Source organism: Altererythrobacter sp. BO-6 (genome assembly GCF_011047315.1).
Lineage (GTDB): Bacteria > Pseudomonadota > Alphaproteobacteria > Sphingomonadales > Sphingomonadaceae > Erythrobacter.
Genome location: NZ_CP049259.1, coordinates 1,701,262 through 1,726,955 on the forward strand (window position 1 = coordinate 1,701,262; position 25,694 = coordinate 1,726,955).

Annotated in this window: 24 protein-coding genes, 1 tRNA gene and 1 pseudogene; 17 read left to right on the forward strand and 9 right to left on the reverse strand. The window is 63.4% G+C overall.

Translation table 11 applies throughout. The annotated features are described in order from the left end of the window. Window positions 1-77 precede the first annotated feature (77 nt). The 3 genes from G6N82_RS08260 to G6N82_RS08270 all read right to left on the reverse strand — a co-directional run bounded on the left by G6N82_RS08260 (window position 78) and on the right by G6N82_RS08270 (window position 5,643). On the reverse strand, window positions 78-1,292 hold the full coding sequence (locus G6N82_RS08260; RefSeq protein WP_165195494.1) for an MFS transporter: 1,215 nt from the start codon (window positions 1,290-1,292) through the stop codon (window positions 78-80). Continuing rightward, complete coding sequence (locus G6N82_RS08265) at window positions 1,282-2,346, reverse strand: LacI family DNA-binding transcriptional regulator (RefSeq protein WP_165195496.1); 1,065 nt, start codon at window positions 2,344-2,346, stop codon at window positions 1,282-1,284. The genes G6N82_RS08260 and G6N82_RS08265 overlap by 11 nt, the downstream gene beginning before the upstream one ends. A gap of 168 nt (window positions 2,347-2,514) precedes the next feature. Further along, the gene (locus G6N82_RS08270) at window positions 2,515-5,643 is read right to left on the reverse strand and encodes a TonB-dependent receptor (RefSeq protein WP_165195498.1); all 3,129 of its coding nucleotides are present in this window, start codon (window positions 5,641-5,643) and stop codon (window positions 2,515-2,517) included. Between the two features lie 239 nt (window positions 5,644-5,882). Between G6N82_RS08270 and G6N82_RS08275 the strand changes: the two genes are divergently transcribed. Next, window positions 5,883-7,394 (forward strand): tryptophan halogenase family protein, encoded by a 1,512-nt coding sequence (locus tag G6N82_RS08275; RefSeq protein WP_165195500.1) that lies wholly within the window; start codon window positions 5,883-5,885, stop codon window positions 7,392-7,394. Window positions 7,395-7,415: 21 nt separating this feature from the next. On the opposite strand, the gene G6N82_RS08280 is transcribed toward G6N82_RS08275, so the two are convergent. Beyond that, window positions 7,416-7,492 (reverse strand) — tRNA-Arg (locus tag G6N82_RS08280). Between the two features lie 152 nt (window positions 7,493-7,644). Here G6N82_RS08280 and G6N82_RS08285 point away from each other — a divergent pair. The 9 genes from G6N82_RS08285 (at window position 7,645) to G6N82_RS08325 (ending at window position 15,657) form a co-directional block, all read left to right on the forward strand. Continuing rightward, window positions 7,645-8,019: a hypothetical protein gene (locus G6N82_RS08285; protein WP_165195502.1), complete on the forward strand. Its 375-nt coding sequence runs from the start codon at window positions 7,645-7,647 to the stop codon at window positions 8,017-8,019. Between the two features lie 38 nt (window positions 8,020-8,057). Further along, window positions 8,058-8,546, forward strand: a complete 489-nt coding sequence (locus tag G6N82_RS08290; RefSeq protein WP_165195504.1) for an MmcB family DNA repair protein — start codon at window positions 8,058-8,060, stop codon at window positions 8,544-8,546. A gap of 61 nt (window positions 8,547-8,607) precedes the next feature. Beyond that, the gene (locus G6N82_RS08295; RefSeq protein ID WP_165195506.1) at window positions 8,608-9,327 is read left to right on the forward strand and encodes a sterol desaturase family protein; all 720 of its coding nucleotides are present in this window, start codon (window positions 8,608-8,610) and stop codon (window positions 9,325-9,327) included. Beyond that, entirely contained in the window at window positions 9,324-9,767 is a 444-nt protein-coding gene (locus G6N82_RS08300) for a DUF2141 domain-containing protein (protein ID WP_165195508.1), read from the forward strand. Before G6N82_RS08295 ends, G6N82_RS08300 begins: the two co-directional genes overlap by 4 nt. Window positions 9,768-9,907: 140 nt before the next feature. Next, on the forward strand, window positions 9,908-11,596 hold the full coding sequence (locus tag G6N82_RS08305; protein WP_165198081.1) for a hypothetical protein: 1,689 nt from the start codon (window positions 9,908-9,910) through the stop codon (window positions 11,594-11,596). Between the two features lie 87 nt (window positions 11,597-11,683). After that, window positions 11,684-12,601 carry an alpha/beta hydrolase gene (locus tag G6N82_RS08310; protein ID WP_165195510.1) on the forward strand — a complete coding sequence of 306 codons (918 nt, stop codon included), beginning with the start codon at window positions 11,684-11,686 and terminating at the stop codon, window positions 12,599-12,601. A 9-nt stretch (window positions 12,602-12,610) separates the two neighbouring features. After that, on the forward strand, window positions 12,611-13,969 hold the full coding sequence (locus G6N82_RS08315; RefSeq protein WP_165195512.1) for a M48 family metalloprotease: 1,359 nt from the start codon (window positions 12,611-12,613) through the stop codon (window positions 13,967-13,969). 24 nt (window positions 13,970-13,993) lie between these two features. Next, window positions 13,994-14,692, forward strand: coding sequence for a DsbA family protein (locus G6N82_RS08320; protein WP_165195514.1), 699 nt, complete (start codon window positions 13,994-13,996; stop codon window positions 14,690-14,692). Further along, window positions 14,692-15,657 (forward strand): hypothetical protein, encoded by a 966-nt coding sequence (locus G6N82_RS08325; RefSeq protein WP_206520137.1) that lies wholly within the window; start codon window positions 14,692-14,694, stop codon window positions 15,655-15,657. Before G6N82_RS08320 ends, G6N82_RS08325 begins: the two co-directional genes overlap by 1 nt. A 9-nt stretch (window positions 15,658-15,666) precedes the next feature. Here the strand turns inward: G6N82_RS08325 and G6N82_RS08330 are convergent, their stop codons facing one another. After that, on the reverse strand, window positions 15,667-16,263 hold the full coding sequence (locus G6N82_RS08330) for an HD domain-containing protein (RefSeq protein WP_165195518.1): 597 nt from the start codon (window positions 16,261-16,263) through the stop codon (window positions 15,667-15,669). A gap of 94 nt (window positions 16,264-16,357) precedes the next feature. On the opposite strand from G6N82_RS08330, the gene G6N82_RS08335 reads away from it, so the two are divergent. The 5 genes and pseudogenes from G6N82_RS08335 to G6N82_RS08355 all read left to right on the forward strand — a co-directional run bounded on the left by G6N82_RS08335 (window position 16,358) and on the right by G6N82_RS08355 (window position 20,809). Next, complete coding sequence (locus G6N82_RS08335) at window positions 16,358-17,569, forward strand: histidine kinase (protein ID WP_165195520.1); 1,212 nt, start codon at window positions 16,358-16,360, stop codon at window positions 17,567-17,569. After that, window positions 17,566-18,364: pseudogene (locus G6N82_RS08340) on the forward strand (LytTR family DNA-binding domain-containing protein). Before G6N82_RS08335 ends, G6N82_RS08340 begins: the two are co-directional and overlap by 4 nt. Next, window positions 18,364-19,224, forward strand: a complete 861-nt coding sequence (gene nadC, locus G6N82_RS08345; RefSeq protein ID WP_165195522.1) for a carboxylating nicotinate-nucleotide diphosphorylase — start codon at window positions 18,364-18,366, stop codon at window positions 19,222-19,224. The pseudogene G6N82_RS08340 and the gene nadC overlap by 1 nt, the downstream one beginning before the upstream one ends. Window positions 19,225-19,331: 107 nt before the next feature. Further along, window positions 19,332-20,003 carry a ribonuclease T gene (locus tag G6N82_RS08350; RefSeq protein ID WP_165195524.1) on the forward strand — a complete coding sequence of 224 codons (672 nt, stop codon included), beginning with the start codon at window positions 19,332-19,334 and terminating at the stop codon, window positions 20,001-20,003. A 56-nt stretch (window positions 20,004-20,059) separates the two neighbouring features. Next, window positions 20,060-20,809 carry an STAS/SEC14 domain-containing protein gene (locus G6N82_RS08355; RefSeq protein ID WP_165195526.1) on the forward strand — a complete coding sequence of 250 codons (750 nt, stop codon included), beginning with the start codon at window positions 20,060-20,062 and terminating at the stop codon, window positions 20,807-20,809. 3 nt (window positions 20,810-20,812) lie between these two features. On the opposite strand, the gene G6N82_RS08360 is transcribed toward G6N82_RS08355, so the two are convergent. Beyond that, entirely contained in the window at window positions 20,813-21,268 is a 456-nt protein-coding gene (locus G6N82_RS08360; protein ID WP_165195528.1) for a nucleoside deaminase, read from the reverse strand. A 149-nt stretch (window positions 21,269-21,417) separates the two neighbouring features. Between G6N82_RS08360 and rpmB the strand changes: the two genes are divergently transcribed. Next, window positions 21,418-21,708: a 50S ribosomal protein L28 gene (gene rpmB, locus G6N82_RS08365; RefSeq protein WP_165195530.1), complete on the forward strand. Its 291-nt coding sequence runs from the start codon at window positions 21,418-21,420 to the stop codon at window positions 21,706-21,708. A gap of 74 nt (window positions 21,709-21,782) precedes the next feature. Here the strand turns inward: rpmB and G6N82_RS08370 are convergent, their stop codons facing one another. Genes G6N82_RS08370 through xseA form a run of 3 tightly spaced genes read right to left on the reverse strand, consistent with a single transcriptional unit; the run spans window position 21,783 to window position 24,411 of the window. Then, complete coding sequence (locus G6N82_RS08370; protein ID WP_165195532.1) at window positions 21,783-22,706, reverse strand: M23 family metallopeptidase; 924 nt, start codon at window positions 22,704-22,706, stop codon at window positions 21,783-21,785. Then, window positions 22,706-22,909, reverse strand: coding sequence for a DUF2093 domain-containing protein (locus G6N82_RS08375; RefSeq protein WP_165195534.1), 204 nt, complete (start codon window positions 22,907-22,909; stop codon window positions 22,706-22,708). Before G6N82_RS08375 ends, G6N82_RS08370 begins: the two co-directional genes overlap by 1 nt. A 35-nt stretch (window positions 22,910-22,944) precedes the next feature. Next, window positions 22,945-24,411 carry an exodeoxyribonuclease VII large subunit gene (xseA, locus tag G6N82_RS08380; RefSeq protein WP_165195536.1) on the reverse strand — a complete coding sequence of 489 codons (1,467 nt, stop codon included), beginning with the start codon at window positions 24,409-24,411 and terminating at the stop codon, window positions 22,945-22,947. On the opposite strand from xseA, the gene purD reads away from it, so the two are divergent. After that, window positions 24,410-25,684 carry a phosphoribosylamine--glycine ligase gene (gene purD / locus G6N82_RS08385; RefSeq protein ID WP_165195538.1) on the forward strand — a complete coding sequence of 425 codons (1,275 nt, stop codon included), beginning with the start codon at window positions 24,410-24,412 and terminating at the stop codon, window positions 25,682-25,684. The genes xseA and purD overlap by 2 nt on opposite strands. Window positions 25,685-25,694 lie beyond the last annotated feature (10 nt).

Here is a 25,694-nt window from a genome sequence, read left to right on the forward strand (position 1 = left end):
CCGAGGCGACGCTTCGATTGGCGACGCTAAATGAGAACGTTCTCAATGGCAAGGGGTGTCATGCAAGCCGATGAAAATCACGCTTTTTGGGCGATCGGGCGCACCAGGGTCGCGACCAGTGCGCAAGCGGCTGCACAAAGCGCCGCGAGGAGCCAGAAAAGGCCGCCGAATCCGAAACTCGGGACCAGCGACAGGGTCAGCCAGGGAATGATCATCGATGGCACGGTATTGGTCAGGTTGAACAGGCCAAGATCGCGACCGCGGTCTTGCGGGCGCGGCAGTACGCGCAGGGTCTGGCTGGAATGGAGCGAAAGGAAGATCACCGAAGCGATCCCGAAAAGGAGATAGCCCCCGATCGCCGCCGCGATTTCCGCAGCTGCAGCCATCAGCACCAGCCCGGCCGCGGAGAGGCCGGCGCAAATCGCCAGCGGCAGGATCGGTCGCTGAACCCGGTCCGACCAGCGCCCGGCGACCAGCGCCAGCGGCACGGCAATCGTCAACACCAGGCTGAATATCCGTGCCGCATCGTTCTCGCCATAACCGGGCGAAAGCGAACGCAGCCAGAACAGCAGGAAGGCAAACAGCGCCGCTTCGGCAATCTGCACCAACAGGCGGGCGAACCACATCCGGGTCACTGCCGGGTCCGACATCCAGGGCAGGCGGTTAGGCGTCGCGGAGGTCGCCGTTGGCTTGATCAGGTGCGGCAGCTCTCGCCCCCGTCCGAAGATCAACACCGGCGCAACCATGGCCAGCACCAGCAGCGCAACCAATGTCAGCTGGGTATCGCGTCCGGCAAGGCCCGGCGCCGTTACGAAGGCCGACGCAAGCGCGCCAAGCGCCGGGGCGAAGGCGAACAAGCCGCCCAGCAACCCCTTTTGCTCGTCCGGAACACAGTCACCGGCCCAAGCGGCAAGCGGGCCGAGCATCATGTTGAGGCAGAGCTGCCAGGCCATGATGACAATGATGAGTTCAGTAACCGTCGCGGTGAAGCGAATGGCAACCAGCAAGCAGCAGGAAAGGACGAGGCCCAGCGCGATCCACACCGGTCTCCCGCCTCGGCGGTCGCTCAACCATCCGAAGCCGATGTTTGCCAGGCTGGCGACAATCGCGCCGGCAAAAGTGGCATAGGATAGTGCGGCAACGTCATCGCTGCCGGTCAGTTCCGCGATGCGCGTCGGCAGCAGGACAGTGAGGAAGGGGACATAGGCAACTGCGCCACCCGCGACACCGAGCGCCAGCAACAACAGGAGCCACAAGGGCTGGCGCGGGGCTGGCGCCGCGTCAGTCGTCATTCGCGCCGCCGGCCGGGCCAATCGAGCCGCGCTCGACAAAGCCGGCTGGCACATCGATCGGTCCGGTTGGCAGGCTCTCGCCGCCGGCGGCACCGATCAGCAGTTCGACTGCGCGCGAGATGGTAGCTGCAATCGGCTGGTCGATCGCCGCCAGCGGCGGCTCGGTGAACCGCACGATCGGCGTATTGTCGAAGCTGATCAGCGAAAGCTGTTCCGGAATGCGCAAGCCGCGCTCGCGAGCCACCTCGAGTGCGGCGGTGGCCATCTGGTCGCTCGAGGCAATGATCGCGGTCGGGCGCGCTTCAAGATCTAGCAGCTTGGCGGCGGCGGCCAGGCCGCTTTCGAAGCCGAAGTCGCCGCGCTCGCACAGCCCGGATGTTGGCAATCTGGCAGCCTCCATGGCCTTGCGCCAGCCATCGATCCGCCATTGCGCAACCTGGTACTCGCTTGGCCCGGCGATAAAGCCGATCCGCCGATGCCCCATTGCAATCAGCCGCTCGGTAGCCGCACGGGCGGCCCCTTCATCGCCCATGACGATCGGTACACCTGCGCCGGGCTCGCGCGATCCGATCCGGGCGAAGGGTATATTCGCTTCTTCCAGCAGTTCGGTGATCAGCGGATTGTCCGAATGCGGCGGGGTCAGGATCACGCCATCCGGCTGCAATGCGGCAATGGCGGCCTTAACTTCGCGCTCGACATGGTCGTTATGCGTATCGACCAGTTCGAAGATCATGCGATAGCCATGTTCGGCGCATTTGAGCATGCCGCCCAGCAACATCTGGTCGACCCAGTCGGTGCCCTGGCGCGACTGCCAGTCGGCGATGGTGCGCTCCCGGTCGTTGAGCGCGAGGATCAGGTATGAGCGCGATCCACTCATCCGTTGCGCGGCAATCGACGGGACATACCCCAGCTTGTCGATCGAAGCCTGGACCCTGTCCTTCATCGCCGGGCGCACGTTCGGTTCATTGTTGATGACACGGCTGACGGTTTGCAGGGAAACCCCCGCATCGTCCGCTACATGCCTGATTGTGACAGCCTGGCGCCGCCTTGCCATTTATCTACCCCGTCTGTGATCCCGCCAGCGCCACCAGCCCATACGGAATTGTGCACTGCAACGTTAAGATACTTGCTGTCAACTTTTGGAAAGTGCCGAAACACCGCGCAAAACGCAGTAGGCCCCCGCCAATGGCAGGGGCCTGCGTTGTTCCATCTATCGCATCGCTCAGAAGTCGAAGCGGGCGATGAAGCTGTAACGACGGTCGTTGCGGAAGGCCGAGCGGGTGATCCGCGTTCCGTCAAAGTCGACGACCTGGGTGGTGCGAGTCACCTCGTCGAGGAGGTTCACGCCCTGCACACCCAGCTTGATGTTGTCAGTCACCGCATAGAAGATCGACGCGTCAAGCTGACCGGTTGCTTCCAGCCAGATCGGCGAGAACGGGAAGATGTCATCGCGCGGAGTGACCAGGAAGGCCGAGCGCCAATTATAGGCGGCGCGCATTGCCAGCGGGCCCTTCTCGTAGAACACAGTCGCATTGACGGTGTGCTTGGAGACGCCCTGAAGCGGCTGGATCGAGGCGAAGGTGCCACGGTTGCCGATCAGGTCAGGGTTGGTGAAGTCGCCCGCATCGACATAGGTATAGGTGAGTTGCGAACCTAGGCCGCTGAGCAGGCCGGGCAGGAAGTCATAGGTTTGCTGATAGGCGATTTCGACACCCTTCAGCGTACCGCTGATTTCATTGCTCGGACCATTCACGCGGATCGGAACTTCGGCGTTGCCGCTCGAATATTCGACCACATTGACGCCGCTGGAAACGATGCCCTTGATGTCCTTGACGAAGCCGGAAACCGTCAGCGAGCCGACATCGTCGAAGTACCATTCTGCCGACAGGTCGTAATTCCAGGATGAGGTCGCCTGAATGTTGCGGTTGCCGGTGGAAATCTGGAACAGCGGCCCGTCTGCCAGAGTGCCCTCGGCAAGGAGGTTGCCGGTGTTGTCAACGATCTGGCCACCGGCACGGAAGAGCGCGAGGTCTGGGCGCGAGATGCCCTTGGACACAGCCGCGCGGATCAGGATGCCGTTGCCGATGTCGAGCTTCGCGTTGAAGCTAGGCAACCAGTGATCGAACTTGATCGCGCGATCATCGATAATCCGGTTGCCAGTTATCGCCGCCGCGAATTCTGCCAGACGTGCATCGGACAGGCCGCAATAAGCGATCGTCGATCCGGGGTTGGGATTGTTGGCGCAGGAGAACCTCAGTTCGTTGACCTGGACTACACCGTCTGCCGCCTGACCCGGAACAACCCCGTCGAAGAAGTTGTTCGGAGCGGGGAAGGTGATGTCGCCATTGCTGAACACCTTGGTTTCGACGTAGCGCACCCCAAAGTTGCCTTCGAGCGTCCAGCCATTGCCGAAGTCCTGGCCGAAATCGACGCGGGCGTAAGCTGCCTTGGTCTTTTCCGCCACATCCGAAATCTGGCCGTCGGTGAATTCCGTTGCCAGCGGTGACCAGGTTTGTCCCGGGATGAAATTGGGGAAGCTGAAGGTTGCGATTTGCTGGCCCTGTTGGGTTGTCGTGCCTGCCAGATATTCGCCGATGAGATCATCGCCGCCGAAGAACCAGCCGCCCCCGATGCCGTTCGGCGTGGGCGCCTTGCCGCGCTGGAAGCCGTCGGCAAACGGATTACGCAAGCCCGCAGCATCCGGGAAATCGGTCGGATAGGCGCCGCCACCGGTAAACGTACCGGGAGTACCGCCACCGAAGAAGCCACCAGCAGCGCCCCATTGCCCATTGCGGCCGGTCCATGGCGCACCGAGCGAGCCCCAGTTGGTGAAGTTCGTGTCGCGCGTGACGCGTTCACGATCCGACCAGCGCGCACCAAAGCGGGCACGCTTGAAGAAGCCATCGTCGCTGATGTCATATTCAGCATCGAAGCGCAGGCTGTCGAGCTGCCCTTCGTTGCGTGCCCGCGAGTCAAGCAGGAACCAGAAATAGGTGTAATCGGGATTGCTGAACAGATCGCTTGGCGCACCAGCAGGGGCGATGAATTCGACCTGCGGCGTCTTTCCGGTGGCATCGATGCGAATGTCCGAGAAGGTCGCCATCACGCCGATCGCGCCGTCCTGCTTGAGGTCCGACTGGATCCGCTGCGCTTCGAAATTGACCTTCAGGCGATCGGTGACATTCCAATCGACGTCAAACGAGAAGTCTTCGGTCTTCGACTCTGTCAGGCGGCCAAAACGCAACAGCTCGGTGTTCAAGCCGAACCACGGCGAGAAGCCCGAATCGCCGAGGGTCTGGGTCAGCGTGCCAGTCTGGAAAACGCCGTTTTCATCGAAGGTCCAGTTGCTGCCGGCTGCGGGCACCGCATACCACGCGTCGTTATTGACGAGCGCCAGAATGGCATATTCGTCGGTCTCGAACGATGTATCCGAACGCAGCCACTCAAAGGTCGCCTGGAAGTCGCCATTGGGGCTTTCGTACTGGATGACCGACGACCAGGCTTCACGATCGCGCTCAAGCCGGGTCGTGCGGGCACCCGCACCCTTGGGCGAGATGACAGTGCCTGCCGGCGGGAAGTTGGTTTCATCGAAGCCGGTCGGGTCGCCGAAGCCGCCCGAACCGACCGAACGCACGCGAAGGCAGGGGCCATCGAGCGTGTCGGCGCGATAACACGGGTCAGTCAGCTGCGAGGCATCGGTCCGGCTGACCAGTTCCGACTTCGCATAGCCGAGCTGGAAGCCCAGCGAACCGCCTTCGGTATCGACCGTGGCCGAGCCGAGCAGCGAGAATTCCGGTGACCATTCTTCGGCCATGTCGCCATAGTTTGCGCCGACCGTGCCCGAGAGGTGCACGCCGGGATTGTCGAGCGGCTTGCGCGTGACGAGGTTGACCGTACCGGCGATCCCGCCTTCGACCATGTCGGCGGTAACGTTCTTGAAGACTTCGACCCGGCCCAGCAATTCGGGCGATACATCGTTGAACGACAGCACTGTGCCACCCGTGGCCGAGAAGATGTCACGACCGTTCAGTTCGGAGCGAACGAAGGGAAGGCCGCGGATGATAACGCCGGTGCCCTCGACCGAGAAACGGTCCGGGTCGGTCGTCTTTTCGAAGCGACCGATGTTGACGCCCGGGACACGCTGCAGCGCTTCAGCAACCGAACGGTCAGGCAACGCGCCGATGTCTTCAGCGGTGATCGCGTCGACAAAAGTGTCGGCATCGCGCTTGATGTTCTGGGCGCTTTCCAGCGAGGCGCGGAAGCCGGTGACGATGATGGCATTGTCGTCTTCAGCAGCAACCTCTTCATCCGCAGGCGCAGTGTCCTGCGCCATGGCGGGTGCGGCCATCATGGCGGTAAGCGCTAGGCCTGAAGCCGTGCTGAGTGCGAGAATGCGACGCGAAGGCGCGACTCGAATCGAGTTCGTGTAAGCCAAGTTACCCTCCCCAGAGACAGGCGTTATGCCTGGTTTTTACCTTGTGGGCAGGGCCAATACCGCATAATGTGAGCGTTCACAAGCAAAAAATGAACGTTCACATTATGCCCGCGAAACTGGCAATTGCGCGGCGGAAGTGCGAGAAGGATGCGGTTATGGCGATCGAGAATATCATCATCGTAGGCGGAGGCACCGCTGGGTGGATGGCCGCCGCGGCTCTTTCGCGCCTCAAGGCCGGCCGACCCGTGTCGATCACCCTGATCGAATCCGAACAGATCGGCACCGTCGGCGTGGGCGAGGCAACCATCCCTCCCTTTGTCGAATTCAACGAGTTGCTGGGGATCGACGAGCGCGAGATGCTGGCTGCGTCGCAAGGCAGCTTCAAGCTGGGCATCCAGTTTTCGAACTGGGGCAAACTGGGCGACAGCTATATCCACCCCTTCGGCGCCTATGGCTACAATATGGGCGGCGTAACCTTCCACCACGTGTGGCACCGATTCCGCCAGGCCGGTGACAAGCGCCCGATCCAGGCCTTCAATGTCGAAACCATGGCGGCCTATTTCGGGAAGTTCGCGCGTTCACAGGATTTCGGCCGCGACGATCTGCCGCCGGTCAATTACGCCTACCATCTCGACGCGGGCCGCTATGCCGCCTTCTTGCGTAAATACGCCGAACAGCGCGGCGTGGTGCGGCGCGAGGGACGGATCGACGATGTAAGGCTCGATCCCGAGACAGGGTTTGTCACGTCGGTCCAGGTTTCGGATGGCGAAGTCATATCCGGCGACCTGTTCATCGATTGCTCGGGTTTTCGCGGCCTGCTGATCGAACAGGCGCTGGAAACCGGATACGAAGACTGGACCCATTGGCTGCCCTGCAACCGCGCGGTCGCCCTGCCCTGCAACCGCGACGATGGCAGCCCGCCGCCTCCGTTCACCCGTGCCGCTGCGCACAGCGCCGGATGGCAGTGGCAGGTGCCGCTGCAGCACCGCAACGGCAATGGCCACGTCTATTGCGACGCGTTCATGACGGCAGACGAGGCCCATGACATCCTGGTTGCCAATATCGCGGGCAAGCCAACTGCAGATCCCAACCATCTCCGCTTCGTCACCGGGCGGCGCAAGAAGTTCTGGAACAAGAACGTCGTCGCGATCGGTCTTGCGGCCGGCTTCATGGAGCCGCTCGAATCCACCTCGATCCATCTCATCAACACCGGCGTGAACAAGCTTATTTCGCTGCTGTCGCTCGACGGGATCACTCCGGCACAAGAAGAGGCCTTTAATCGCCTGACAGTGAAGGAGTATGCGCGCATCCGCGACTTCCTTATCCTGCATTACAACGCCACCAGCCGCGATGATTCGGAGTTCTGGAACTATTGCCGCACGATGAGTGTGCCAGACACGCTGACCGAGAAGATCGAGCTCTTCAAACTAAACGGCCAGATTTTCCGCGAGGAAGACGAGCTGTTCACGGAAACCAGCTGGGCGGCGGTGATGATGGGGCAAGGTATCCCGATGCACGGCCACAATGCGATGGCCGATACACTGGATCTCGCCGCAACCCGGCAAGAGCTCGACGAGATGGAGAAATCGATCCGCTTCGCCGTGCAGCATATGCCGGCGCACATCGACTATCTTAAGCGGTATTGCCCGGCACCGGCCTTGGCTTGAAGCCGGTCTCCGGGATATTTTTGGCGCACCCGACAGGATTCGAACCTGTGACCTCTGCCTTCGGAGGGCAGCACTCTATCCAGCTGAGCTACGGGTGCGTGGCGCTGTCAGCGACATGCGAGCGGCGCGCTTAGCAAAGCACTGGCCCGCCTGCCAGCCGAAAATCACTGCGCATCCCTGACCGCGGCTGCGCGAGCGCGATTAGGAATTTGGCAAGTGTCCGCAGGTAAATCCTGTTGCCATGCGGGACGTGGACGTCATCGAATCACCCGATCGGGCCCAAGGCCATGCCTTCGCGGCGCGCTGGCGCGCACTGCACGACGCCGGGCAGGAGATCGGTGCGCTGGCTGCCCTTGCTCCCGAACCGTTCGACGATCGCCTTGCCGCATTCCCAGACCAAATCGCGTCAAGCGGCGGCGCGCAGCTGACCCTGGCACGCGAATATTTGGGCGATCTCGATGCCATTTTGCAGCCGGGCCTTGTCGCATTGCGCACGCTCCACGCCCGCGGGCAGGATACAACTGCGCCGGCGCTGGCGCTGTGGCGCGAATTTCACGCGTCACGCGGCGCGCTGCTGGCACTGGCGCGCGAAGCCAAACTCGAAGAGCCTGTTGTCGCTGCCTGACGCTTGACGTTGTTCGCCGTCTGTTCCAGCATGGTACCATGCTGGAAGATGGCCTTGTCACATCCGATTCGCCAACCGCACAAGCGGTCGCGCGCGGGGTAAGCCGGTTGTTCGCACGCAACGATATCTGGTGCCTGCCGGAAATGCCGCTGCGCAACGGGCGCCGCGCCGATCTGATGGGGGTCGATGCGAAGGGCCAGATCGTCATCGTCGAGATCAAGGTGGCGCGCGGCGACCTGCTGGGCGATGCCAAGTGGCCAGATTATCTCGATTACTGCGACCGCTTCTATTGGGCGCTGCCGCCCGGGCTCGATCGCAGCCCGCTCGAAAGCGCGCTTTACCACCCCGATTGTTGCGGGGTGATCGTTGCGGACGGCTATGATGCAGAGATCCTTCGCCCTGCCCCGCTGCAGCCGCTCAACGCCGCGCGGCGCAAGGTGGAGGTGGAGCGGCTGGCGCGGGCGGCGCTGCGCCGATATGCCGGGCTGATTGACCCGCTCTGCGCCGAACTCGCCGGGGCGCAATAATCGGGAAAGCAGGAAGCCTCGCCATCGCCAAGCCTGACTCCGCAAGTTAGAAGCCACAGCAATGCTTGCCGCCGTTATCTTCTCCGCTGTCGCCATGACCGTCATTGTCGCTGTGCGTTATCTTGCCAGCAGCGGGATCTTCGCCTGGCTGACCGGCAGGTTGCGGCCGGGCCAGTATCGTGGGCTGGATGCGCAGATCCGGCGCGAAATCGGTTGGTCGCTGGCTTCGGCGGCGATTTATGGCGTGCCCGCCGGGATCATCGCCTGGGGCTGGCGCAACCAGGGCTGGACGCAGATATATAGCGACATCACCGACTACCCGCTGTGGTACGCACCGCTGTCGCTGCTACTATACCTGTTCGCGCACGACACCTGGTTCTACTGGACACACCGCTGGATGCATCGGCCGCGCCTGTTTCGCCTCGCCCATGCGGTGCACCACGCCAGCAAGCCCCCCACCGCCTGGACCGCGATGAGTTTCCATCCGCTCGAAGCCATAGTTGGTGCGGTCATCATCCCCCTGCTGGTATTTGTGGTGCCGATCCATGCCGGCGTGCTCGCGCTGGTGCTGGCGATCATGACGGTCATGGGTGTCACCAACCACATGGGCTGGGAGCTTTTCCCGCGCAGCCTCGTTCATTCGCGGTTGGGTGAATGGCTGATAACGGCGAGCCACCACGAACGTCACCATGAAGAGTACCGATGCAATTATGGCCTTTATTTCCGCTTCTGGGATCGCCTGTGCGGCACCGACCGCGGCTTGACGCGCAAGTTCGGATGAAGCGCGCCGGTGCCCTGGCGCTTGCTGCAAGTGCCGCGCTGCTGGGTGGAGCAACGCCGCCCAAGCCGGGCGAAATTGCGGTGACAATCACCGATCTTCGCTCTGCGAAAGGGGTCGTGCGCGCATGCATGACCACCAATCCCAAGATTTTCCCGCGCTGCCGCGAAGACCCGGCCTCGCACCGGCTGGTGGTGCCGGCGGGCACGCGGGTCGAACTTATGTTCACCAATGTAAAGCCGGGCCGCTATGCGATCGCGCTGCTGCATGACGAGAACAACAATGGCAAGGCCGACCGGGCGCTGGGCATGATGCCCAAGGAAGGTTTCGGCTTCTCGCGCGATGCCAAGGTGCAGATGGGCCCACCGAAGTTCAGCGACGCGGTGTTCGATTACAAGGGCGATGCCGCAGTGCTGACAATCCGCATGCGCTATATGTTGTGATCCGAGCGCTGCCGCGACGTCACGCGGCAAAAACGCCGTGACGTCATCGTTTCACGCTTTTCCCGCTGGCTTAACGGTAAGTTTACCATAGTGCGGCAAAACCCTTCCCTGACCGAATGTTTCAGGGGAACGATTGCACCATGGACAGCCTGCGCGGCCATTTCGATGCAACTGACTTCACCGATGTTTCGAATGATTTCGACATCGGTGATGAAGACCATGCACGCGACCTGCCACCGGCAGCGATCGGCCAGGACGAACGCCGCATGCAAGTGCGCGCCTATAATCATTGGGCCAGCATGCTGGGGGAACGCAATTTCCCCTCGATCGAAGAACTTGATCCGCACAATCTGCCAGACTTCGCGCCTTACAGCGTGTTGCTCGATTTCTCGACCGGGATCGAAGATCCGGCGATCCAGTTTCTCGGTGATGAGCTGGCGCAGGAATGCGGCACGCAGGGCCATATCTCGCGCCTGTCCGACGTGCCCAGCCGTTCGCTGCTGAGCCGGATCACCGACCATTACCTGCAGATCCTCGCCAACCAGGCGCCAATCGGGTTCGAGGCCGAATTCGTCAACCAGCGCGGCGCGACGATCCTATATCGCGGCATCCTGCTGCCCTATTCCAGCGACAACGACACGATCGATTTCATCTATGGCGTGATCAACTGGAAGGAAATGGCGGATTCGAACGCCGCCGACGAGCTGCTGCTCGAGATCGACCAGGCGCTGGAGACCGAAGAAGATGAACCGGTCAAGCGTGACGGCGATCCGGTGACCGATTGGGCCGATGGCCCGAGTGCGGATATCGATGCCGATCCGATTTCGGCTGACGATGCCGCCAATATCCGCGACCTTCGCGATTTCGCCGCTAGGTTCGATTGCGCCGTTGAAGACAGCGAGGATGGCGATATCCCGGCTCCGGCTTTCGGCGGTTACAGCTATGACCTCGAAGAGCTCGACGACGAGGAAGAGGACGAGGTCAATTACGACTTCGCCTCGCTCAGCGATCATATCGCCGCACCGGCCAAGAAGGCGCTGGCGCTCGATCTCGATGCGCTTGCGCCGGTTGCGCCCGATGCCGAAGATGTGTCCGATATCGAGCCTGAAATGGAGATCGAGGACGAGTTCGCCCTGGCCGAGCAGGAGGACTCTCCGTTCGAGGTGCTCTCCGCCGAGGAAGAGGATGACGAGCCGCTCGATTTCGTGAGCGAATTTCCCGAGGATCCCGGCCTGTATGATTACCTCGCGAGTGCCCGCGATGCGGCCCAACTCGCGCGCGATTGCGACGACCGCAGCCGCAAGGCGCTCTACCAGGCAGTTGGCCAGGCCTATGATTTCTCGGTAGCGGCGCAGGAAGCCCCCGAGGATTATGCCGAACTGCTCGATGAATGCGGGCTGGAGGCGCAGGATCGTGCGCCGATGACACCGGTGGTGAAACTGGTTTTCGGTGCCGATTACGACAAGACCCGCCTGACCGAATATGCGGCTGTGCTGAGCTATGCGCACCGGGTCGGCATTGCGCGGGGCGGACTGTCCGAATATCTCGACCAGGCCAGTGGCGGGCTCAAGGGCGTGGTCGCCGCCGAGCGCCGCTGGCGCAAGGAACAGGCCGGCAAGGATGTCGATCCCGAAGGCGAAGTGCGCCAAGCCCTGGCCAAGAAGCTGCGCCAGCTTGAAGCGCAGGATTTCAGCGACATTTCCGGCGAAGGCGGCGAGTTCGCGCTGGTCATGATCCGCCGCACCGAGGATGGCGATGTCGTCATGCTTGGGGAGATTGCGCAGGATATCCCGCTGATCGAGCGCGCGGCAAGAAAGCTGCTCGGCTAACACCTCGCCTTGCCTGGCAAGTTCGCGCTGGCCTGTAGTGGACCAGCGCGATAGAGCGCGCGCATGATCAGGTGGAGGTCGCGCAGGATGATATGGGCTATCGGCGGCATAGTGGCGCTGCTCGTGCTCTGCGCGGCGGCGCTCCAGTTCGCCATCTGGCACAACGGGCCGGCCGTGCTCGATACGGTGGACCGCCTGACCGGCGGCGAGCGCGGCACAGCGCAACTAGCGAAGGTGCAGCTGGGTGGATCGCCCGCGCGCAAGGTAATTGTCCATGGTCCCGCCAATGGCGTGGCTGGCACGCCCCGGCCGGTGCTGCTGTTCGTGCACGGCGGCAGCTGGAACAAGGGAAATCCTGACGATTATGGCTTTATTGGCCGCGCTTTTGTACCAGAGGGGTTCATCGTGGTGCTGGCCGGCTATCGCCTGCATCCAGAGGCCATCTATCCTGCCATGCTGGAGGACACTGCCGACGCGATCGCCTGGACTCACGCCAATATCGGGCAATACGGCGGCGATCCGGGCCATATCGTGCTCGCCGGGCATTCGGCGGGTGCCTACAATGTGGTGATGGCGGCGCTCGAGGAACGCTGGCTTGGCAGCCGCGGGCATAGCGCCCGGCATGTCGCCGGAGTGATCGGCTTGGCCGGCCCCTATGATTTCTATCCCTTCGACAGCGATTCGACCCGCGCATCGTTCAGCCATGCAGATCAGCCCGAGGCCACCCAACCGGTCGCGCATGTGCGGCGCGACGCACCGCCCAAGCTGCTAATCCATGGCGAGGCCGATACGCTGGTTCGCCCGCGCAATAGTCGCGAGCTGGCAAAACGCCTGAAAGCTGAAGGCGCGGCGGTCAGGACTCTGCTACTGCCGGAAATGACGCATAATGACCCGCTGCTGGCACTGGCCAGCCCGTGGCGGCGCGACCGCAAGGTGATCGATGCGATGATCGAATTTGCCCGCTCTCCCCAGGCTTCAGTTCCGGTTCAGGACGAATTGGGCTAGCACGGCAGGATGACGCGCTTCCTCTGGCAGTTCACCGCTTTCGTCGCGGCCCTGGTGCTCACGGTCCAGCCGGCTGCGGCGCAATCGATCCTGCGCGATGCGGAAACCGAAGCGCTGCTCAATGAAATGGCCGCTCCGCTGGTCGAAGCCGCCGGGCTGGCGCCGGGCAATGTCGATATCGTGCTGATCAACGATCCTTCGATCAATGCCTTCGTGGCCGGCGGGCAAGCGGTCTATATCCATAGCGGGCTGATCAACGCCGCCGACACCGCCAACGAAGTGCAAGGCGTGATCGCGCACGAGCTGGGCCACATCACCGGCGGGCACATCGTGCGGTTCGACGAAGGCATGAGCGCCGCCTCGAATATCTCGATCCTCAGCCTGCTGCTGGGTGTCGGCGCAGCACTTGCGGGCGCAGGCGAAGCCGCGATCGGCGTGATGCAGGCCGGCCAGCGCGCCGCGCTTGGCAAGTTTCTCGCCTTCAGTCGTGTGCAGGAAGCGTCGGCCGACGCAGCGGGCGCGGAATATCTCTCGCTCGCGGGCATTTCCGGACGCGGCAGCCTGAGCTTCTTCGGCAAGTTGCAGAACCTCGAATTCCGTTATGGCCGCAGCCAGGACGATGACCAGGCCTTCACCCGCACCCACCCGCTGTCCGGCGATCGCATTGCCCGGCTGACCGAGGTGTATACCGCCGATCCGGCCTGGAATGCGCCCGACGATCCGGCGCTGCAGGCCCGGTTCGAACGGGTCAAGGCCAAGCTGTTCGGCTATATCTCCCCGCCCGAGCGGGTACTTTCGACTTATCCGGCGAGCGACACCAGCCTGCCTGCGCGCTATGCCCGCGCCTATGCCTATCACAAGAGTGCGCTGATCGACAAAGCGCTGGGCGAGGCTGACGCGCTGCTCGCGATGAACCCTGATGACCCGTATTTCCTCGAGCTCAAGGGGCAGGTCCTGCTCGAATCCGGCCGCCCCTATGACGCTTTGCCTTTTCTCAGGAACGCCACGGAGCTTTCCGGCCACCAGCCGCTGATTGCTTCGATGTTCGGCCATGCGCTGATCGCAACCGAGGACAAGGAGCAGTTCGACGAGGCCGAGCGCGTGCTCAAGGCGGCGGTCGCGCGTGACCGGCTCAATCCCTTCGCATGGTACCAGTTGGGCGTCGTCTATGCCGCACGCGGCGACATGGCTCGCGCCCGCCTTGCCAGCGCAGAGCAGCAGGTGATGCGGCGCAATTATCCCGAGGCGCTGCGCAGCGCGCAGGCGGCCGAAGCCGGGCTGGAGCCGGGCACGCCCGACTGGATCCGGGCACAGGATATCTCATTGCAGGCACGTGCTGCGCTTGAAGACATCCGCGACCGCAAATAGGCGTCAAGAAGGGGGAAGTCGGGAATGACCGAACAGCTGAAGAACTGGCTTGTGACCGCGATCATCGCGCTTGTCGCGGGTTTCGCCGGGGCGGCGATCTGGTCCTATTCCGGCCTGGGGGACGAACGCACCCGCGGCTATCTGGTCGAAAATCCCGAAATCCTCTCGCAAATGGCCGAGGCATTCCAGGCCAGGCAGGAACAGGCGCAGCTGGCTGGCGTATCGGACCAGGTCATGACGCCCTTCCCCGGCGCGGTGCTGGGCAATCCCAACGGCTCGAAAGTGCTGGTCGAATTCACCGACTACAACTGCCCCTATTGCGCGATGAGCCAGGCCGATGTGCTCAAGCTGATCGAATCCGATCCCGAAGTGAAGATCGTCATCCGCGAATGGTCGATCTTCCAGGGCAGCGAGATCGCCTCACAGATGGCGCTGGCGGCGGCCAAGCAGGGCAAATACGAAGCCTTTCACGACGCCATGTTCCGGCTCGGCCCGGTCTCGCCCGAAAGCGTCGAGGCTGCCGCACGCGAAGCAGGGCTGGACCTTGAACGTGCGCGCGCAGACGCTGCTTCGCCTGAGGTGGCGCAGGAACTGGCCCGGAACAACGAGCTGGCTAACCAACTTGGCTTTACCGGTACGCCCAGTTGGGTGACGAAAACCCGCGCCTTCGAAGGTGCCGTGGGCCTGAGCGCGCTGCAAAAGGCGCTGGAGCCGGGCGGCTGATGCATCGACTTCGGTCGGCAGTTTGCGCCGCTATCCTGATGGCGGGCGCGACGCCGGTACATGCAGAAGATGCTGCCGACGCGGCGCGCGAACAGTTTTCCGCGCGGCTCGCTGTGGAGCAGCGGCTGCAAGATATCGGATGGCGCCTGGTGTCAGGCAACGCTCGCTTCTGTGAGGGCGCCCGCCCCGCAATCGGCCTGCAGCTGCACGACATGGCGAGCTACAGCAATCCCGCCGCCGTGCGCCGGCTGTTCGGCCTGAGCGGCGATTTTGCCGTACTGACCAGCGCACACGGGTCACCGGCCGGGGAAGCCGACCTGCCGCCCAATACCGAAATCGCCGCAATCGACGGGCAGGACCCGAACGCCTGGCCGGCAAAACCGAACGGAGACTGGCGCCGGGTGGTGCGCGCACACGACCTGATCGATGCGCAGCTGGCAGAGAACGGCGTCGTGGAACTGACGCTGTCAAATGGCGAGAAAATCAGGTTTATCGCCAACTATGCCTGCCCCACGCGGTTCGAGCTGGGTGGCAATGGCAAGCGCGCGCTGGCTGACGGCTCACGCGTGATCCTGGAGCGCGGCTTCCCCGGGCTCGGCTATGCCGACGACGAGCTCGCCGCTGCGCTGGCGCACGAATTGGCCCACAATTTGCTGCGGCATCGGGAATGGCTTGAGCGCGAGGGACGGGGCCAGCGCAACATCCGCCTGACCGAGCGCGAGGCCGACCGGCTGATGCCGTGGCTGCTGGCCAATGCCGGTTATCAGCCCGATGCGGCGATGCGCTTCATGGAGCGCTGGGGGCCGCGCCATTCGGGGGGTATCTTCCGCAAACGCACCCATGACGGATGGGACGAGCGGGTCGAAGTGATCGCCACCGAAGTCGCCAAGGTCAACAATTCCCGAGATCAATGGGGCGCCGCCGACTGGCGCACCCATTTCGCGCGCGAGGTTGGATCCGAATAGAGGGCCGGGTCAGTCGTCGATGACCTTGGCGTACATCGAGTTCATCGGCCGCTCCATTACGCGCCGCACCATCGGCTCGAAAAAGCTCAACGGCGCGCTGTCGTAATTGGGATCGAACGCAGCCTGGTCATATTTCTCGCAGAAATGCGCGCAGGCCTCGAAATGCGGGTGGCCGCGCCAGCGTTCGCGAATGTTGCGGTCCATGCCTACATGGTGGAAGTAGAAATAGCCCTGGAATGCGCCGTGCTGCTCGCAGATCCAGTGGTATTCCTCCGGCACGAAAGGCTTGACGATCGCCGCTGCGACATCGGGGTGGTTATAGGTGCCCAACGTGTCGCCAATATCGTGCAGCAGCGCCATCACGACATAACGCTCGTCGCGCCCGTCGCGGTGGGCGCGGGTCGCAGTTTGCAGCGAATGCTCCAGCCGGCACACGGGAAAGCCGCCGAAATCGCCTTCAAGCAGCTTCAGATGGTCGAGCACGCGGTCCGCCACGCCCTTGGCAAAAGCGCGATATTCCTTGCCGATAATCGCCCAGTCTTCCGCGGTTCCTTCTGTCATCGCGGTGAACTTTGCATGCTCGTGCGGATGCTCGATCGTGGCCATCTGTCCTCTCCTTGCTGTCCACCAGTGTAGCGCGCGCGACGACTGGCGGCAAAACAAACTGCACCCTGCCTCACAAATCCGCTAAGGGGGTTGGATGGCCGTTTTGCCATTCCGCCCTACGCCGTTCTTCGCAAACAAGAATCGGGCGTTCTGGAACCTCCAGCTGGCCGGCTGGGGAGGGGCGTTCCTGCTGCGCGCGAGCGCCGCAATCGCCAATGGCCAGCCGTGGGACCTCTTGGCGGTGATCCTGGTGACTACCATCACCGGCTTTTCGATCAGCCTGGTCCTGGCGGTGATCTATCGCAAGCTGATCGACAAGCAGCCGCTGGTTGCCTGGGGCACCACCGTGCTGGCGCTGGTGGTGGCGGTGATCGTCTATGCGTCGATCGACGCCTGGGTGCAGGGCATCTATTACTCGGGCATCCGTGAAACCACTTTCGCCCAGCGCTTCATCGGTCTCAGCTATATCCCCCTGACCCTGCTCGGCGGCTGGAGCGCGCTCTATTACGCGATCAATTACTTCCTGACCGTGGAAGAGCAGGCTGACCGGCTGGAACGGCTGGAGGCTCAGGCGACCAGCGCGCAGCTGGCCATGCTGCGCTACCAGCTCAATCCGCATTTCCTGTTCAACACGCTCAATTCGATCAGTACGCTGGTGCTGCTGAAGCAGACCGAACCGGCCAATGCCATGCTCTCGCGCCTGTCCGCCTTCCTGCGCCACACGCTGATCATGGAGCCGGGCGGGCAGGTGACATTGGCGGAGGAGGTTGAAACCCTGCAGCTCTATCTCGATATCGAACGCATGCGTTTCGAAGAGCGCTTGCGCACCGAATTCGACATCGACGACGCAGCGAAAGAGGCCCTGCTGCCCTCCATGCTGCTGCAGCCGCTGGTCGAGAATGCGGTGAAATACGCGGTTTCCCCGCAAGAGGAAGGCGCGCGCATCTCGCTGACGGCACGGGTGCGCGGCAACCGCTTGCGACTGACCGTGGAAGATACCGGGCCAGGCCGCAAAGGGCCACGACAAGGCGATTTGCTGCGTCTCGCCAGCAATTCGGGCAAGCCGGTTTCAACCGGCGTTGGCCTCGCCAATATTCGCAACCGGTTGAACCAGGCCTATGGCGCGGACCATCGTTTCGAAACCCGCTCGGGCGCAGGCGGCGGCTTTACCGTGCTGATCGAAATCCCCTTCGAGACCGCCGCGGACAATACGGCCGCCGCAGATCCGAATTCTCCGATCCAACCCGCCGCACAGGCCCCCGCTCTGGCGCTGGCGCCGGGACAAAATATGGAATCCAAGGCATGACTATCCGAACAATCCTGGTCGACGACGAGAAATTGGCCATCCAGGGCCTGCAACTGCGGCTTGAGCCGTTTGAAGACATCGAAGTGATCGCCACCTGCTCTAACGGGCGCGAGGCGATCCGCACGATCAAGACCGAAAAGCCCGACCTGGTGTTTCTCGACATCCAGATGCCCGGCTTCGATGGCTTCGGCGTGGTCAAGGGCGTGATGGAAATCGAACCGCCACTGTTCGTCTTCGTCACCGCCTTCGAGGAGCACGCGATCCGCGCGTTCGAAGCCAATGCGGTCAACTACCTGATGAAACCGGTCGATCCCGACAAGCTGGCCGACACGATCGAAGCGTGTGCGCCAGCGGCTGGCCGAGAAGAAATCGGCCGAGGAAGCCGACAAGCTGATGAACGTGCTCGCCGAAGTCGCGCCCGACAAGGCGGAGGAATTCACCAGCGGCGAAACCGAAGCAAGCGACCGCTTCGAAAAGCTCATCAACATCAAGGACCGTGGCCAGATCTTCCGCGTCGAGGTCGACTCCATCGAACATATCGAGGCCGCCGGCGATTACATGTGCATCTACACCGGCGACAATTCGCTAATCCTGCGCGAAACGATGAAGGATCTTGAGCGGCGGCTTGATCCGCGCACGTTCCAGCGCGTGCACCGTTCGACCATCGTCAACCTCAACCAGGTGCGCCAGGTGCGCCCGCATACGAATGGCGAATGCTTCCTGGTGCTGGAAAGTGGCGCCGAGGTGAAGGTGAGCCGCAGTTACCGCGATGTTGTAGCTCGATTCGTTCACTGATGGGTTTCTTTCTCGAAGGGTTCGACCTCGCCGCTTTCGTGCGCGATACGCTGGCGGAAGACTTGGGCGAGGGGCTTCCGGGTGGCGGTCACGATGTCACGTCCGAGAGCGTGATTCCTGCCGATGCGCGCTTTTCCGGCGTAATGGACAGCCGCGATGCGATCGTGGTGGCAGGCCTGCCGATTGCCGAGGCATTCTTTCGTGCGCTCGACCCGGAGATGGAGATCGAGCACCTCGTCAGCGATGGTGACGCGGTGGCAGCAGGCACAGACCTGATGCGCCTCAGCGGCAACGCCCGCGCCATGCTGACGGCCGAGCGCAGCGCGCTCAACACCGTGCAGCACCTGTCCGGCATCGCGACCATGGTGTGGGCATATGTCGATGCGATGGACAATCCCGACTGCACCCTGCTCGACACCCGCAAGACCATCCCGGGCTTGAGGCACCTCGAGAAATACGCCGTGCGGATGGGCGGGGGCAGCAACCACCGCATGGGATTGTGGGACGCGGCGATGATCAAGGACAACCACGTGCTAGTGGCAGGCAATGTCGGTGAAGCGGTGCGCCGCGCGGTCGATGCCGGGGTGCAGGAGATCATCTGCGAGGTCGACCGGCTCGACCAGATCGAGCCTGCCTTGGTAGCGGGCGCTACCCGCCTGCTGCTCGACAACATGGCGCCCGAAACGTTGCGCCAAGCTGTGGCCATCGTTGCAGGCCGCGTGCCGACCGAAGCATCGGGCGGGATCAATCTCGACACGATCAAGGCCAAGGCAGCGACCGGCGTAGATTACGTCTCGGTCGGACGGCTGACCCAGAGCGCACCCGCCGCCGATATCGGACTGGATTTCACGCCACTATGAATTCTCTCGCGGCCAATCGCTTTCGCGATGGCCTCCGAGGGGGCGGCCTATCGGCCGGCGCGCGGTCGCGCTTGCGGTCCGCAAGCGGCCCGTTGCTGTCGCTCGCCATGCTCGTTCCGTCACAGACCCTCGCTCAGGCCTATCAGTGCCGCATGCCGCAAGTGGTCAGCGTACCTCAGGTGCGCGCCGACAGCCCTACCCGCACCGTTCCCGTCAGCGGATACACTCTAGCACTGAGCTGGGCGCCGGAGTTCTGCAAGACCCGCGAGATGGATGCGCGCCAGCGCCTGCAATGCTCGGGCCGCAACGGGCGGTTCGGGCTGGTGGTGCATGGCCTGTGGCCGGACGGGCGCGGCGCGTGGCCGCAGTGGTGCCGCACCGCGCTCCCCGTCAGCCCCGCCGAGGCACGGCGCAACCTTTGCATGATGCCCTCTCCCGGCCTGATGGCGCGGCAATGGGCGAAGCACGGCAGCTGCATGGCGCCGCGCCCGGAGGCCTATTTCAAGGCGACCCGCGTATTGTGGCAAAGCCTCAAACTGCCTGACTATGACCGACTCTCACGGCAAGAGGGCCTGACCGCAGGCGATATCCGCCGGGCCTTCTCCGACGCCAACGGACGGCATTGGCAGCCGGAAATGGTTGGCGTGAAGCTCAATGCGCGCGGCTGGCTGGAAGAATTGAGGCTCTGCTATAGCAAGGATTTCATGCCGGTCCGTTGCACTCCAGGCAGGCTGGGCGCGAAAGACAGCGCGCCTGCGAACATCTGGCGGGGTTTGTAAGGCGCGATTGATATCGATCAATGCACCAGGCAGGCGACTCGCCTAATCTTCTGTGCATGATCGAAATCGACCGACTTTCCGAGAACGCCCATCGCATGGTGGTGATCGCCGAATTCCGGCAAGAGGATGCTGAAGCGCTCGTCGCATTCGCGAAAGAGCGCAATGCCGCTGGCGGCGGCGGCAATGTGCTGATCGATGTGACGGCGGTGACGGACTTCACTTTTTCCGCAGTCGCCATCGAATTGGCCCACATGCCCAGCCTGGTCAAATGGGTCTATGGCCTGGATCGCATCGCCATTGTCTCTGACAATGACTGGGTGCGCACCGGCGCACGGCTCGAGAGCGCTTTGCTGCCAGGCGTCGTTTACGAGGTCTATGCCGAAGACGAGGCCGATGTGGCAAGGGTTTGGGTTCTGGAACAGAGCAAAGGCCCGCACACAGGTGCCATCAAACAACTCGATGTTGGGCGGCCGGGTATCACTGCGTTCGAACTTTCAGGTCGACTTGACCGTGAGGAATCCGAGCGTGGCGTGGCATTGGTGCGCAAGCTGCTGGAAGATTCGGACTCCGTGCGGCTGCTGCTGGTCATCCGCAATTGGCACGGTTTCGACCTTGATCGATTGCTGAGCCGCGAGGTGCTTTCGGGAAAGCTGGAGATTGCTCGCAAGCTTGATCGCTACGCGATCGTAGGTGGCCCGGAGTGGCTGCGACGTTACGCTGAATTCACCAGCGTCTTTGTCAAAGCGGAGATCAAGTCTTTCCCTCTAGAGGAGCAGGACAAGGCGATCGAGTGGCTGGCAGGTTGAAAGCTACCGCCGCGCCTTGAAGAAATCGCGCAGCAGCTCGGCCGCTTCGCTTTCGCCCATGCCGGTGTAGACTTCGGGCCGATGCAGGCATTGCGGATGTTCGAACACCCTTGCGCCATGTTCCACCGCCCCGCCCTTGGGGTCAGGCGCTGCGTAATAGAGCCGGGCAATCCGCGCATGGCTGATCGCGCCCGCGCACATCGCACACGGCTCAAGCGTGACATAGAGATCGCAACCGATCAGCCGCTCGCTGCCGAGCTTCGCCGCCGCTTCACGCAACGCAACGATTTCGGCATGGCCGCTGGGATCGGGCGGGTTGCGGGTTCGGTTGGCCGCCACGGCCAGGACTTGGCCATCCTTGACCACCAACGCGCCGATCGGCACTTCGCCCTCGCCCGCAGCTTTACGCGCCGCATCAAGCGCCAGTTGCATCGGTTGCGGGATCGGCCACCTGGTCATATGGCCGCGCTAGCCGCACTCGGGCGAAGCCGCAACTTCGCTTGACGATTCGGCAGGTCGCCGCTATGCGCCCGGCCTTTCGGGAAATCCCGGCGATTTGCGGGCCGTCGAATCGGCTGCCCCCCCACTTTGAACGAACGAGAGATATCATGTCGCGTATTTGCGAACTGACCGGCAAGGGCCGCCAGGTTGGCCACAATGTGAGCCACGCCAACAACAAGACCAAGCGGGTGTTCCTGCCGAACCTGCAGAACGTCACGCTGCTGAGCGAAAAGCTGGGTCGCAGCTTCAAGTTCCGCGTGTCGACCGCTGGCCTGCGCTCGGTCGAGCACAATGGCGGGCTCGACAACTGGCTGCTCAAGACCAATGACGACAAGCTTTCGGCCAATGCGCTGAAAGTGAAGCGCGAACTCAAGAAGGCTTCGAAGGAAGCCGCATAAGCCGCGCCCGCAAGGGCAGCGCTTTGGCAAAGGGCGTGCGAGGCGACTCGCGCGCCTTTTTGCGTGTGTGTGGCTTAGGCCTGCGGGTCCAGGAACAGCAGCGGATCGAGCCGCGCATCGCGCCACTTGAGGCTCCAGTGCAAATGCGGGCCGGTGGCGCGGCCCGATGCGCCGACATTGCCGATATGCTGGCCTTGCCGGACCCGGTCGCCCTCTTTCACCGCCAGCGCCGACGCATGGAGGAAGGCGCTGTTGAGCCCCTGCCCGTGATCGATGATCAGCAGCTTGCCTTCGAGCGAAAATTCCTGCTCCGCCGCGAGCACCACGACGCCGTCTGCGGGGGCGACAAAGGGCGTGCCTGCTCCGGGTGCGATATCCAGTCCCGAATGATAGCTGCCCGGCTCGCCGCGATAGATCCGCTGGGAGCCGAACCGGCCCGAGATGCGCCCCTTGACCGGCCAGATGAAGCTTTGCCGCCAGCCTTGCGCGCCGCTGTCCTTTTCGCGCGCGGCATAGATCGCCGCAAGTTCCGGACGGCGACGTTCGAGGAATGCTTCGCTTGCCCCGCCGGGCCGCCGCGCGACATTGATATGCTCGATATTCCAGGCCCGCGGCGCGATCGTCAGCGCCTCGCTGTGCTGTGAGCCATCGGCCAGCTCTGCCACCAGTTCGGCGCTGCCGCCCGCATCGCGATCGAACGCAGCAAAGAAGCGCCCGTCGGCAGCCAGCGGCACCTCGGTTTCGCCCAGCCGCAGCGAGCGCGTGCCAACAGGAGCAATGCCGTTGATCCAGCCGCCCTGGGTCAGCGCACCGGAATAGGTCAGCTGCTTGCGAGCCGCGGAAGCGGGCAGCGCTGCAGCATCATCCGCTGCAGCGAGCATAACCGCCAGCGCCGGAACCAGCTCTGGCGCGGACTCAGGCGTGGTCCGCTCTCCGCATGCGGTCAGTGCCGCCAGTCCAGGCAGTAGCAAGGCCAGCGGGATCGCTCGCCGCAGCATTACAAATGCCCCAGCAATCGCTGGGTCGCGATCTCGCAGCTGGCATAGGCTTCCTGGTGCTCCGCGCTCCAATAGCGCAGCTCTTCCAGCGCAATCGCTTCGCCGCTGACCGCACAGCGAACGAATTTGCCCGCGCGCAGCACGCGGAAGGTGCTTGGTCCGTAATAGAGCTTGGCTTCGCCATCGCCTGAATTCATCAACATGGCGGGTCTTTAGCAAGCGCGTGCCGAACGGGCAATTAACCGAACAGATCGTCTTGTTTAGGAACGTTCGACGGCGCTTTGGGGCGTGGTTTGGCAGGTTTGAGGGCTGGGCCATCGGCAGGCGTGACGGCGAGCCGCCCATCGGCGAATTGAAGCACCAGCGCGGCTTCCTGCGCCGCCGCTGACCGGCTCGTCAGGGCCTTGTCGTTCGCGTCGCGCACGATGGCATAACCGCGCCGCAGCGGCTCCTCCGGGTGGAACTGCTGCGCCAGCCGGGCGAGCGCGGCGAGCGCTTCGCGTTTGCGATCAAGCGGGCGCATGACGAGTTCGGGCACAAGCCGCACCCGCTCAAGCTGGCGCCGGGCATCGCCGAGCCCGCGGCGGAGCAATACGGGTGAGAGCCGCGCCGATGCGCCTGCCAACTGTTCACGGCCACGCCCCGCCCGATCCATGAGCGCGCGCCGGAGCCGCTCGCTGAGATCGTCGAGCCACTGTGTGTGCGGCTGAAGCAATGCTTCAAGCTTCGGCATCCGCCGCACCCGCGCCTCAAGCCGCTCGCGCCCCAGCTCGACCGGGCGCAGCACCGCCCGGCGCTGCCGGTTGGCGAGGTCCGCCACCGTCGCAACCAGGTCCGCGCGTACAGGCACCGCCATTTCCGCCGCTGCTGTGGGCGTGGGTGCCCGGCGATCGGCTGCATAGTCTGCCAGCGTGGTATCGGTCTCATGCCCCACCGCAGAGATCACAGGGATCGGGCAATCGGCGATCGCGCGGACAACAATTTCCTCGTTGAAGGCCCACAGGTCCTCGATCGAGCCACCCCCACGCGCAACGATCACGACATCGGGGCGCGGCACTGGGCCAGACCCGTCCAGCGCCGCGAAGCTGCGCACTGCGGCGGCGACTTGCTCGGTCGCGCCTTGCCCCTGCACCAGCACCGGCCACACCAGCACGTGCGAAGGAAAGCGATCGGCCAGCCGGTGGAGGATGTCGCGGATCACCGAGCCGGTGGGCGAAGTGACCACACCGATCACGCGCGGAAGATAGGGCAATGCCTGCTTGCGCGAACTGGCAAACAGCCCCTCCGCCTCAAGCTTGCGCCGCGTCTTTTCCAGCAGCGCCAGTAGCGCGCCCTCGCCCGCAATCTCCAGGCTATCTATCACGATCTGGTATTTCGAGCGACCCGGATAGGTCGTCAGCTTGCCGGTGGCGATCACTTCGATCCCGTCTTCGGGCGCGAATGCCAGCCGCTGGGCATTACCGCGCCACATCACCCCGTCGAGCACCGCGCCTTCATCCTTCAGCGCCAGGTAGAGGTGCCCCGATGCCGCGCGCTTCACACCTGACAGCTCGCCGCGTAGCCGCACAAAGCCGAAGCGATCCTCCACCACCCGCTTGAGCTGGTTCGAAATCTCGGTGATCGTAAGCGGCGCGGCGTTGTCGCCCGGCGGCGTGCGCGCTACCAGCCCTGCATTGTCAGTGTCGCGATCATCGGGAGCGGTCATGAATATCCTTCTTCTCGGCTCGGGCGGGCGCGAACATGCGCTGGCGTGGAAGCTGGCGCAATCCCCCAGCTGCACGAAGCTTTACGCTGCCCCCGGCAATCCCGGGATAGCCGAGGAGGCAGAGCTGGTGCCGCTCGATGCGACCGATCACGGCGCGGTGATCGCTTGCGGCCGGGCCAACGACATCGGCCTGGTGGTGATCGGGCCGGAGGCTCCGCTGGTCGACGGGCTGTCGGACTCGCTTCGCGCAGCCGGGGTGCCGGTGTTCGGCCCTTCGCAGGCCGCCGCGCAGCTCGAAGGCAGCAAGGGTTTCACCAAGGATTTGTGCGAGCGAGCCGGGATCCCCACGGCAGGATACGTCCGCACCGCATCGCTCGGCGAGGCCACTGCCGCGCTCGATCGCTTCGCCGCGCCTTTCGTGCTTAAGGCTGACGGGCTGGCTGCGGGCAAGGGTGTGGTGATAGCGGAAACCCGCGCAGAGGCCGAGGCAGCGCTGGCCGACATGTTCGGCGGCGCGTTCGGAGAGGCCGGCGCCGAAGTGGTGATCGAGGAATTCATGGCGGGCGAGGAAGCGAGCTTCTTCGCGCTCACCGACGGCACTTCGATCATCCCCTTCGGCAGCGCGCAGGATCACAAGCGCGTGGGCGATGGCGACACCGGCCCAAACACCGGCGGTATGGGCGCCTATTCGCCAGCCCCGATCCTGACCGACGAGCTTCAGGCGCAAGTGATGCGCGAGATCATCGAGCCGACCGTGCGCACCATGGCGGCAGAGGGCAATCCCTATTCAGGCGTGCTCTATGCCGGGCTGATGCTGACTGGCGATGGGCCGAAGCTGATCGAATACAATTGCCGTTTCGGAGATCCCGAATGCCAGGTGCTGATGAGCCGGCTCGAAGGCGATCTGGTCGAGATCATGCTAGCCTGCGCGGAAGGTCGGCTCAGCGGAGTGGAGGCGCATTTTTCGCCGCAAGCCGCGCTGACAGTGGTCATGGCCGCCAAGGGCTATCCTGGCACCCCTGAAAAGGGCGGTGCGATCGAACTCGGTGACTCCGAGGCACAAGGCGCCAAGGTGTTCCACGCCGGCACCTCGCTGAAGGACGGCCAACTGGTGGCAAATGGCGGCCGCGTGCTCAACGTCACCGCGCTGGGTCGCAACGTGACCGACGCGCAGGTGGCGGCCTACGCGGCTGTCGATGCCATCAGCTTTCCGAGCGGCTTCTGCCGCCGTGATATTGGCTGGCGCGAGGTGGAGCGCGAACGGCAAAATTGATCTGGATCAC

Coding starts and splice junctions, on each gene's coding strand:
- G6N82_RS08260 (WP_165195494.1), bottom strand. CDS start 1,292: ATGACGACTGACGCGGCGCCAGCCCCGCGCCAGCCCTTGTGGCTCCTG.
- G6N82_RS08265 (WP_165195496.1), bottom strand. CDS start 2,346: ATGGCAAGGCGGCGCCAGGCTGTCACAATCAGGCATGTAGCGGACGAT.
- G6N82_RS08270 (WP_165195498.1), bottom strand. CDS start 5,643: ATGATGGCCGCACCCGCCATGGCGCAGGACACTGCGCCTGCGGATGAA.
- G6N82_RS08275 (WP_165195500.1), top strand. CDS start 5,883: ATGGCGATCGAGAATATCATCATCGTAGGCGGAGGCACCGCTGGGTGG.
- G6N82_RS08290 (WP_165195504.1), top strand. CDS start 8,058: ATGCTGGAAGATGGCCTTGTCACATCCGATTCGCCAACCGCACAAGCG.
- G6N82_RS08295 (WP_165195506.1), top strand. CDS start 8,608: ATGCTTGCCGCCGTTATCTTCTCCGCTGTCGCCATGACCGTCATTGTC.
- G6N82_RS08300 (WP_165195508.1), top strand. CDS start 9,324: ATGAAGCGCGCCGGTGCCCTGGCGCTTGCTGCAAGTGCCGCGCTGCTG.
- G6N82_RS08305 (WP_165198081.1), top strand. CDS start 9,908: ATGGACAGCCTGCGCGGCCATTTCGATGCAACTGACTTCACCGATGTT.
- G6N82_RS08310 (WP_165195510.1), top strand. CDS start 11,684: ATGATATGGGCTATCGGCGGCATAGTGGCGCTGCTCGTGCTCTGCGCG.
- G6N82_RS08315 (WP_165195512.1), top strand. CDS start 12,611: ATGACGCGCTTCCTCTGGCAGTTCACCGCTTTCGTCGCGGCCCTGGTG.
- G6N82_RS08320 (WP_165195514.1), top strand. CDS start 13,994: ATGACCGAACAGCTGAAGAACTGGCTTGTGACCGCGATCATCGCGCTT.
- G6N82_RS08325 (WP_206520137.1), top strand. CDS start 14,692: ATGCATCGACTTCGGTCGGCAGTTTGCGCCGCTATCCTGATGGCGGGC.
- G6N82_RS08330 (WP_165195518.1), bottom strand. CDS start 16,263: ATGGCCACGATCGAGCATCCGCACGAGCATGCAAAGTTCACCGCGATG.
- G6N82_RS08335 (WP_165195520.1), top strand. CDS start 16,358: ATGGCCGTTTTGCCATTCCGCCCTACGCCGTTCTTCGCAAACAAGAAT.
- nadC (WP_165195522.1), top strand. CDS start 18,364: ATGGGTTTCTTTCTCGAAGGGTTCGACCTCGCCGCTTTCGTGCGCGAT.
- G6N82_RS08350 (WP_165195524.1), top strand. CDS start 19,332: ATGCTCGTTCCGTCACAGACCCTCGCTCAGGCCTATCAGTGCCGCATG.
- G6N82_RS08355 (WP_165195526.1), top strand. CDS start 20,060: ATGATCGAAATCGACCGACTTTCCGAGAACGCCCATCGCATGGTGGTG.
- G6N82_RS08360 (WP_165195528.1), bottom strand. CDS start 21,268: ATGACCAGGTGGCCGATCCCGCAACCGATGCAACTGGCGCTTGATGCG.
- rpmB (WP_165195530.1), top strand. CDS start 21,418: ATGTCGCGTATTTGCGAACTGACCGGCAAGGGCCGCCAGGTTGGCCAC.
- G6N82_RS08370 (WP_165195532.1), bottom strand. CDS start 22,706: ATGCTGCGGCGAGCGATCCCGCTGGCCTTGCTACTGCCTGGACTGGCG.
- G6N82_RS08375 (WP_165195534.1), bottom strand. CDS start 22,909: ATGTTGATGAATTCAGGCGATGGCGAAGCCAAGCTCTATTACGGACCA.
- purD (WP_165195538.1), top strand. CDS start 24,410: ATGAATATCCTTCTTCTCGGCTCGGGCGGGCGCGAACATGCGCTGGCG.
- xseA (WP_165195536.1), bottom strand. CDS start 24,411: ATGACCGCTCCCGATGATCGCGACACTGACAATGCAGGGCTGGTAGCG.